Source organism: Komarekiella delphini-convector SJRDD-AB1, from assembly GCF_014831675.1.
In the GTDB taxonomy this organism is placed as follows: domain Bacteria; phylum Cyanobacteriota; class Cyanobacteriia; order Cyanobacteriales; family Nostocaceae; genus Komarekiella.
Genome location: NZ_VJXY01000038.1, coordinates 70,128 through 79,549, shown reverse-complemented (window position 1 = coordinate 79,549; position 9,422 = coordinate 70,128). Strand labels below are relative to the sequence as shown.

The window sequence follows — 9,422 nt, the reverse complement described above, 5'->3', positions numbered from 1 at the left end:
CTATAAATTCTTGTAGTTCTGCGATCACGGCTTGTAGATGCTGACTTATCATTGTTCTCTGTTAGACAGATATCTTTCTCCGTATTATCTCGCAGTTTTTTTCAGAAATCAAATATGATTCCTATAGTAAGCAGATTAGCCGATATGGTGGCTCATTTGGTATACGTGATGAAGGTTTGCTAGATTCTGCTATTTACCAACCTCAAGCAACTTTTGGGGGAGAGCTTTTACACCCTACAATTTTTGAGCAAGCAGCAGCATACCTATTTCATATTACTAATAACCATGCTTTTATAGATGGTAACAAGCGAACGGCTTTTGATGTCATGGTGACATTTTTGAACATGAATGATTATGAACTTAACATGTCAACAGAAGAAGCTTATGAATTAACAATACAGGTTGCTGAAAACAATGTTAGCAAGGAAGAATTGACAGCAATATTGAAGAATTATATCACAGAAATTATTTAAATTCTTTAGAATAGAGGGGTGCGATCGCCATTATTTTCCTGCTAATTTTTTGCCAAATATTTATTGCTTTGCAAGTCCACAATTAGATGTATAGATTCAATGATCATAACAACAATATTTATTATTTAGATATTGTTGTTGCGAAAACACGTAATAAATAATGGTTAGAAATTATTATCTGAAGAAAGTAATAAAAGATGGTTAAGCTCCCAAAGTAAATTTTTAGCATTTTTTCAAAAAACTTACCGACAGTGAGTAACCATAGCAAAAGCGAAAAGTCAGTACTTAGTTCGATAAAATACAAGAGTTTTTCTGTGTTGAATTGATTTTTAATGAGGTAAAAGTAGCGAGGTGGCAAGGTTAATTTAATAACAGCTAGCCTCATAAGTACTGGTTAGAGCTATGACTAAACCTAGCTTTCAGCCTCTTGTTATCGATTAGCCAAAATTGTCTTAGCTACTCTTATGCAAATTTATCATTGTGTTATCTAAAGTTTAGGAATATAAAAACTTTTCTAAAAATACTAACTTTTACGTAATTAGCACATCGAAAAAAATCCGTGTCATTTCCCATATCTAGCCAGGGAAATTACGTTTAAAGTCGAATAAATTAGAAAAATTAAAAGTTTAGATGCCGATTCGATTAACCTTAATATCTTTCAGTTGCGTAGCATTCATAGGCTGTGCTGCTAATGCTGAACTAAAATTACCGCAAAAATTAATTTCACTACAGCCCAGCAAAAATCTAAAGCAAACCACAGAAAAGCTAACAATAGGTAAGGAAAAATGGAGTGAGATTGATGCTCTGAGAAATTCCAATTCTGGTGCAGACAATAATGATCCTTTATATATGGGAGCATCCTTAAAAAATGTGTGGATTGTTGACAATGACGAGTCAAATAAAGATAACTTTCAATCTCAAAAAATTTCAACTGTACCAATCAGGTCAAATAGTTACATGGTTCTAATACCAAAGGGAGTTCTCAATGCATTAGAGAACCCAATTTATGAGCTTCGCCTCTACGCTAACGGTGAATTAAAAGGTTCGTATAAAACTGTTTCTGGGCGAAGTTATACCCAAAATAAAGACCGTGATAGTTCTGGCACGGAAGCACCTTTACCAAATGGAAAATACAAAGTTGCAAGAACGTATATTCACGGCGCTATCCCAGAAGCGGGTGACCGTTTCCTTCCCATACAACCGCTATTCCAGACTGGTCGCACAGATTTAGGCATTCACTATGATCCGTCTTTTGAAAAGAACAACGGTGAAGACGGGACATCCGGATGTATCGGACTAACTGATAAACAGGATTTGAATCGAGTGTTGGAATATGTTCGCATTCACCGGCCCCAATATCTCGAAGTCACCATTTAATAATTCGTTCATTTAAAAAGGAGTATCAAATCATGTTTAAAACTATTATGACTAGTGTACTGATTCTAACTGCTGCTCTACCTGCAAATGCAGAAGTTGGTCCAGGACTCGGTAACACTGACAGCGTTGCATCTCGTTCACAATCTTATGCTCAAGTTTGTACTAATGACGGTACTGGTCGCCTTTCTATGCGTAATGGGCCCGGTCGCAACTTCCGGAAGGTAAAAGAAATTCCTAATGGAGATGTAGTGGTTTTAACCGGAGGTAAGTATAGTCAAGATGGTTATTGGTGGTGGAATGTCTCTCATAGCAGAGGACGTGGCTGGGTTCGCGCTGATTATGTCTGTGGCGACCCTCAGTAATTTATAAGGCGAATGATTAAAGATTTGCTCAATTAAATCTTGCCACAAACCCTGATAAGGTCTATCACAAAAGGCAATAGAACTAGGAGTGAAACTAGTAGCCATAGCTTCTAACTTTATTGCCTATTTAACAAAACTATTTTATTTTATACTCCTTGAAAAGATTAGTTAATTATTACACCCTCTAATTCCTCATCTGTCAACTCATATAACTGGCGCAACTTATCCAACTTATCAGCATCCGCTTGCCAGAAACCACGTCCATGTGCCTCTAACATTCTCCCCAAAATATTACGAAAAGCTTCAGGATTTGCCTTACGTAATTTCTCCGCCATGTCTGCATCTAAAGCATAAGTATCTGCGGCTTGATCGTATACCCAATCGTCGATAAAATCGGCAGTACCACCCCAACCAATTAACGCTGTCATCCGTTGAGAAATTTCAAACGCACCACCAGAACCTTGATTTGCCATTGCTTGGGCCCATTTGGGATTTACTAACTTGGTGCGATACTCCATCCGTAGTAAATCATCTAAATTCCAGGGTGTGGTATCTTTGGAAAAACTTTCCACAAAGCTGGTTGTCACTTTCTTACCGCGTTGTTTTTCTGCTGCCTTTTTCAAACCGCCCGTATTGGCGTAATATTCTTGAATATCAGTTAAGCCATATTCTACCGAATCGATTTCTTGAACAATGCGATCGCTTGTTTTTAATAAAGTATTCAACACCTCTGGTCTAGCCTGACCTTTATCTTGTCTCCCGTAGCTAAACACATTGCGACTCTGCCAAGTATTTCCTAACTCCTCGCCAGATTCCCAGTTACCATCAACCACTCTATCATTGACCAAAGAACCAAAATCACCAGCAGGATTAGAAAACAATCTCGCCGAGACATTTTCCACACCTTGTGCTTTTAAAACCAAAGCGTGTTTTCTAATAAAATTCTGGTCTTCCGATTCCTCAGCATCAGCTGCCCGTTGAAATAAATCATCCAACAATTCGATGATATTTACAAAACTATCCCGAAAAATTCCCGATAAATTTCCTAACACATCAATACGGGGATGTCCAACCTCCGACAACGGCTTCAATTCATAACGTACAACTCTCCCAGTCCCTTCCTTAACAGGTTCAGCCCCCACCAATTCTAAAAGAATACCCAGAGATTCACCTTTAGTTTTAATTGCATCCAATCCCCACAACATCACCGCCACAGTTTCAGGATATGTGGCATGTTCTTGCAAATGTTGGGCGATAATTTTTTGAGCAATTTCCCGTCCCCGTTCATACGCCGCAGGTGAAGGCATCCTATAAGGGTCTAACGCATGAATATTCCTACCCGTTGGCAACACACCAGTCCCATCCCGCAACAAATCACCACCAGGCGCAGGTGGAATAAACTCACCATTCAATCCCCGCAATAGATTAGTTAACTCATCCGTAGTTTGCATCAACAAATCTGTAATTTGCCTCTCCTCCTCTTTGTGTTCTTTGTGCCTTTGCGGTTCGTTTTCCTCCCCAAAATAAGCCTCCAAATACGCCGCCAACTCCTCTTCATTCGGCGCTTCACCCAAAGTATGCAACCCAGAAGAAAACAGACGATTTTCTAACACTTGCAAATATTCGTACAACTTCACCAGATACTCATTAAAAGCATGAGCACTAAACATGCGAATATTTTCTGGAGTAAAAGGAATACCCAACCGTTTAGCATCCTCAAACGGACAATCTGCATCTAAACCAGTGTCTACAATCTTTTTACAAATTCCTTCCTTAAGAACATAATTCTTTTGCGGGTCTTCTCGATACTCCGAAATTAAATCGCGCAACGCCACCAATTCTTTGTACAAACCAGCGCGACCATAAGGTGGGACATTATGCGAAATCAACACCCCATAACCGCGACGTTTTGCCAAAATTGACTCAGAAGGGTTATTCGCCGCATATATATATAAATTAGGCAAATCTCCTAACAAGATATCTGACCAAGAATAACCTGTATTACCTAAAGGAGAACCAGGCAACCATTCCACTGTACCGTGCATCCCAAAGTGAACTACAGCATCAGCTTGAAATTGATTTTGCAACCATTTATAGTAAGCTGCATATTGAGGATGAGGGGTTAAATCTCGTTCAAACATTAAGCGCATGGGGTCGCCTTGTATCCCCAAAGGTGGCTGTACACCTATCCATACATTCCCTAACTGCACACCGCCAATCTGGAATTCATCCCCATAAGTTTTAATACCTGTTCCCGTGAGAGATTTCCATTGTTTTTCAATGCGCGAGGATTGCAGATATCCCAGCCATTTTTCTAATGTGCGGACGTTGACGGTATTGTTTAGTTGAGACGTTGCATGTGGTAGAGACGTTGCATGCAACGTCTCTACATTGGTTGGGTAAGATTCATCCGCTTCTTTTACCCAGCGAATCAACTCTTCCCCATCTTCTGGCAAATCGCCGACGGTGTAACCCTGGTCTTTGAGTGCATGAAGGAATTTTAAGAGGCTGCGCGGGACATTTAATAATGCTGCTGTGCCCACAGCGCCATAACCTGGAGGAAACCCATATAAAATAATCGCAATTTTGCGTTCCGATACAGGTTTTTGCCGCAAAGCAACCCAGCTTTTCACCCTACCAATCAATCGCTGCACCCGTTCGGGAACTAAATAAATATTTTCGCCTACCAACCCGCCCAGGGGAACAGTGTCAATTGCGCCATCTAATTCTGGTAAGGCGTACAACACTACACTTTGCAACCCGCCGATACCTTGGCGCGTCCATGAGTGAATATCTTGAATTAGCAGGGGTGCAGCAACGATGTAAGGCACATTCTTGGCGGTGAGGATGCGCTTTGCTACTTCTATCTGACGCCCCGCCTCCATTGAACCAGCAGGCCCACCCACTAGAGGAAAGCCAATTGTCGAAACAATCGCATCTACCTTGACTGCTTCATTAGAAAGTGAAGCCGTTTCAATATTACCGAGTTGTCGTTGTTGAATTTCGTAATCAGTTGTCATCCAGTCTCGTACCGCTACATGACCTTCCACACCGTTGATGAAGATGGGCAAAGGGATTAACCCGGCTTCCTCGAAACGGCTAATGAGTTTGGGAATATATGGTTGTTTAGTGATGACGTGTTTGCGGTAGAGTAATATGCCGACAACCGATTTTGTAGAGACGTTGGATGCAACGTCTCTACAAAAGGTTTGGAACCATTCCAGATATGCTTGCGGTGATTCAAAAAATCCGGGATAGTCGGGATGCAGTAATCCCATGTTGGGGGTTTCTATGGGTGGGGGAATATCACCGACTTTTAAATCTAAGTATTTTTCTGCTAGCGTCCAAAATAATGAGGCTACGTTTTCTGAACCGCCAGCATTCCAGTAACCATAGATAATTAGCCAGTTGCGTAAGTCTTGGACTTTTTGCACTGGTACGTATTTGAGGAGTTTAGGGCCAATTTTTAAGAAGCTGATATAACCAGCAAGTTTGTCTTCTTCTCGTCCGTTGCTAAATTTGTCGAGGATGAATTTAACTGGTTTGGGCATTCCTTTGGGTTTATCGCCAATGGCAAAAGCACCAAGCTTGGTTAAACTCATCAATTCCAAGGCTGACTCGAACACGAGGCGGATGGGAATTTGGGCAATGCGATCGCGCAGCCACAAAACCTGATCATAATCAAATAGCAAGCTGCCGAAAAATACATCAGCGCCATCAAGTGCTGTTTCCACCTCCAGGTGCTTAGTGCTAATATCGCGATCGCTAAATACCCGAATATCCAACTCTGGACAGCGAGAGTTAGCCAAAAAAGCTGCTTTCCTGTACAAGTCAGCGTTGAACGATTCAAATCCAGCAATCAAGACGATGCGTTTCATGCCCGTAAGCCAAGAAATATTTCTTCACTTAGATCTTAAACATGCTTTCAGGCTGATTGTTAAATATCTACCTACAGATTCAGTCCAGCCGCTCCTTTTCATCAGGCTTCTCAATATACTTAAGTTATTATCTATCTCAGTAATTGGATATTTGCGTATTAAATACTATTCAGTACTTAGTCGTCCTTTTTGATCATAAGTAGCTAGGCGTAAATAAATTAAAGTTTGTGGTGAGTTAGCGCGGTCTTCTCCCAAAGGGAGAGGCTAGCGCCAAGGGGGTTTCCCCCATGAGCGACTAACGAACCCAAAGGGTAAGGACTTTAGTCCCGATAATCCTTGTTTTGAGCGATGAATCTCACTTACGAACTAGGATTTTATTTTATGTTAATTATACCTACTTTTATTAGGAGTTATTATCTGAAGAATAATTGCGATCGCGGCATTTCCAGTTATGGAAATATAATTGGATTTTTTAGAATGCTGATAAATATTGCTAATCTTGCTTTTCTGTTACAATAGGTACTTTAAAAATCAAATCTTATCATAGCAAATTTAATTATTAGATTTGCTTATGTGCTGATTCTCTATATTAGAATAATAATGAGTCATACAACACCCTAATTCCTTATTACCAATTGCTAAAAAGTACCAGACTAAATGATTAATATAAATTCTTATTAAGAACCTAAAGAGGTTTTAACTATTCTGACAATACCTTAAGGAGAAAAAAATGAGATTTGGAATTGATATCGGGCATAATTGTCCACCAGATACAGGAGCCAGAGGAATCAAAGTTGAAGATAATTTAACTTTAGATGTAGGCAATAGAGTTATAGCAAAGTTAAAAGCTTTAGGGCATGAAGTAATAGCATGTAAACCAGATGGTGCTGGTAGCGTACGCGATTCACTTTCAAAAAGATGTGCTAGAGCTAATGCTAGTAATGTAGGCATTTTTGTGTCGATTCATTTTAACGCTTTTAACGGACAAGCGAATGGTACAGAAGTATTTGCAACTAGCGAGAGGGGTAGGAAAATTGCTAAACCTGTATTAGATGAAATCATCAAGTTAGGATTTTTTAATCGCGGCGTTAAGAGCGGTTCCCACTTATATGTTCTGAGAAATACAGATATGCCAGCGATTCTGGTAGAAGGTTGCTTTATCGACTCGGCAAAAGATATGAATCTTTTTAACGCCGAAGCAATGGCCAATGCGATCGTCAAAGGCTTAACTGGACAAGTACCAAGTACACCTGTTAATCCCGTACCAGATGATGAGCAGAATGCAGATACCACTGTTCTCAGACTACAAAAAGCCTTAAATAGACTAAAAATAACTGATAAAAATGGTAAGACATTAGTAGAAGATAATTCAATTGGGCCTAGCACACAATCTGCTGTACAAAAATTTCAGATTATTGCCGGGATTCAATCAACTGGAAATGCTGATCAAACAACATGGAATGCAATAAATCTGATTTTAGCAAAAAGAATCGTCAGACCTAATCACGCTGGCGGCCCAGTTGTCAGATACTTGCAACACCGTTTAGGTATTGAAGTAGATGGTGTATATGGCCCCCAGACAGAAGCATCAATTAAGCAATTTCAAAAGCAAAATGGTTTAGTTGCTGATGGAATTGTGGGCGCAATAACTTGGCAAAAATTTATTGGTTAGTTATTAGTGATTAGTTATAAGTTGTTATTTATTGAGAATAACAACTTGTAAAAATTAAATAATTGTAGATTGAAAAACGAGTCTACTCATTAATGTTCAACGGAAAGAGTTTTAATTCATCCCTGATAATTGACTTTTTCCAAAATCGCAAGGTAGGTTATTAAACTAGCAATTTAATGTATTTTTCTTTGTGTCTTAGTGCCTTAGTGGTTAAAAATTGACTTTTGAACCACCAAAACACAAAGGCACGAAGGTGAAAAGCTTCTTCTTAACTTATGCTTCCTGCTTTGCCTAAAAGGGTAACTTCAAGTTTATCCAGGAACTTCCAAGGGTTCTAGTACTGTCCAGACCGCCTTAGTCTTCTTACCGGATACTTGCCACCGCATACCATCTAGTTCTACCCAACCTTGCTCTTGTGCTTGGGATGCTAGCTTGTTGTAGTCTCCATCACTCATAGCATACCGCTCAATCAGATCTACTCGGCTCAACTGAGTAGGCTTAGGGGCTATCTCTTGTTCATCTTTGGTTGACTGGTCTGCCTCAATAGTCGCTGAAGAATTTAAATCCCTATTTTGATATTTACTATCATCAGTAACTTTCAAGCTATCCTGAGCTACTTCTTTCAAGGTACTTTGCTTGTCTTTTAGTATCTCTGTTAGGCTGGCTATTGTTTCCTGTTGGGATTTGATGATCTCCACCAAGGCGCTTGGTGGGGTACTCTCAGTCAGTATCTTAGAAACTATGTATTCCTGCTGAGTTGACGCAGAAGCAACCACTTGTGCCTTAAATTGAGCTAGCTGTTTATCATTTAAGAGAAACTTCACTTGATTTTTAGACATAACTCTTAGATATTTCTGGTACATGGTACTTATTCATAGTACCATGTAAAAGCTGCTATATTCAGCAACCCTGACTTTTGAAGTACCTAGTACCTAGTACTTGACCTAATGAGCTAATTTGATGGATGAGCGGGTGCTAATTTACCACTTGGTTTCCATGACTGCGGGGGTCATCTTGACTAGCTGTTGGTGCTACTGGAGATGAGAATTTGGAAACTTGCCCACTAGCTTGAGCATAGGGGAGAGATGAACCAGTAACCAAAGCCTCTAAGTTGCTAGACATAATAGTGCGGGGTTGGTCGCCGATTGCCTGGGCTATGGTTTCGCCATTCTGGCCCAAAAATACAAAATGGGGAATCCCATCTACCCGATATTTCAGCATTTCTGGCAGCCATTTGTTGTTATCTACATTCAGCATGACAAAATTCAGCTTGTCAGCATACTGTGTTTCTAGTTGGGCAATATCTGGTGCCATTTTTTGGCAGACAGTACACCAATCAGCATAAAATTCTACTAACGATGGTTTACCATTGCTAACAGCTACTTCTAAAGGTGTAGAACCCTGATCTAGCTTGGCGAGGGAAACTGAGGTTGTTTGAGTTCGCAGTCCCAAGAATAAGGCAATGCTGAGAGCGATCGCTACGATTGCTATTAAGAAATTTCTCACACGCGTTCCTAACATGGATTCAGACTTTGCGGGAGAATTAACAGGTGAATCCGTACTCATAACAGAATTATTAAAACTTATTAAGTACTAGCATCTTTAGTTTAACTGACCTAAACTCCGTTTCCGCGCGGAAACATTAAAGGGCAAAGGATAA

7 protein-coding genes are annotated in these 9,422 nt (G+C 40.0%); 4 read left to right on the top strand and 3 right to left on the bottom strand.

Going from position 1 to position 9,422, the window contains the following annotated elements:
• The first annotated feature begins 71 nt into the window (after positions 1-71).
• From FNW02_RS26635 to FNW02_RS26625, 3 genes are all read left to right on the top strand, one after another.
• A complete protein-coding gene (locus tag FNW02_RS26635; protein WP_348535452.1) occupies positions 72-473 on the top strand; it encodes a type II toxin-antitoxin system death-on-curing family toxin in 402 nt (133 codons plus the stop codon).
• Between the two features lie 630 nt (positions 474-1,103).
• Positions 1,104-1,850: a L,D-transpeptidase gene (locus FNW02_RS26630; RefSeq protein ID WP_191760489.1), complete on the top strand. Its 747-nt coding sequence runs from the start codon at positions 1,104-1,106 to the stop codon at positions 1,848-1,850.
• A 32-nt stretch (positions 1,851-1,882) separates the two neighbouring features.
• Positions 1,883-2,212 (top strand): SH3 domain-containing protein, encoded by a 330-nt coding sequence (locus tag FNW02_RS26625; protein ID WP_191760488.1) that lies wholly within the window; start codon positions 1,883-1,885, stop codon positions 2,210-2,212.
• A gap of 164 nt (positions 2,213-2,376) precedes the next feature.
• Here the strand turns inward: FNW02_RS26625 and bchH are convergent, their stop codons facing one another.
• On the bottom strand, positions 2,377-6,090 hold the full coding sequence (gene bchH / locus FNW02_RS26620; RefSeq protein ID WP_191760487.1) for a magnesium chelatase subunit H: 3,714 nt from the start codon (positions 6,088-6,090) through the stop codon (positions 2,377-2,379).
• A gap of 730 nt (positions 6,091-6,820) precedes the next feature.
• On the opposite strand from bchH, the gene FNW02_RS26615 reads away from it, so the two are divergent.
• A complete protein-coding gene (locus tag FNW02_RS26615) occupies positions 6,821-7,762 on the top strand; it encodes an N-acetylmuramoyl-L-alanine amidase (protein ID WP_191760486.1) in 942 nt (313 codons plus the stop codon).
• Positions 7,763-8,073: 311 nt separating this feature from the next.
• Here FNW02_RS26615 and FNW02_RS26610 read toward each other — a convergent pair whose 3' ends face one another.
• Both FNW02_RS26610 and FNW02_RS26605 read right to left on the bottom strand, forming a co-directional pair.
• On the bottom strand, positions 8,074-8,601 hold the full coding sequence (locus tag FNW02_RS26610; RefSeq protein WP_191760485.1) for a hypothetical protein: 528 nt from the start codon (positions 8,599-8,601) through the stop codon (positions 8,074-8,076).
• 136 nt (positions 8,602-8,737) lie between these two features.
• Positions 8,738-9,328: a thioredoxin family protein gene (locus tag FNW02_RS26605; protein WP_191760484.1), complete on the bottom strand. Its 591-nt coding sequence runs from the start codon at positions 9,326-9,328 to the stop codon at positions 8,738-8,740.
• Positions 9,329-9,422: the final 94 nt, after the last annotated feature.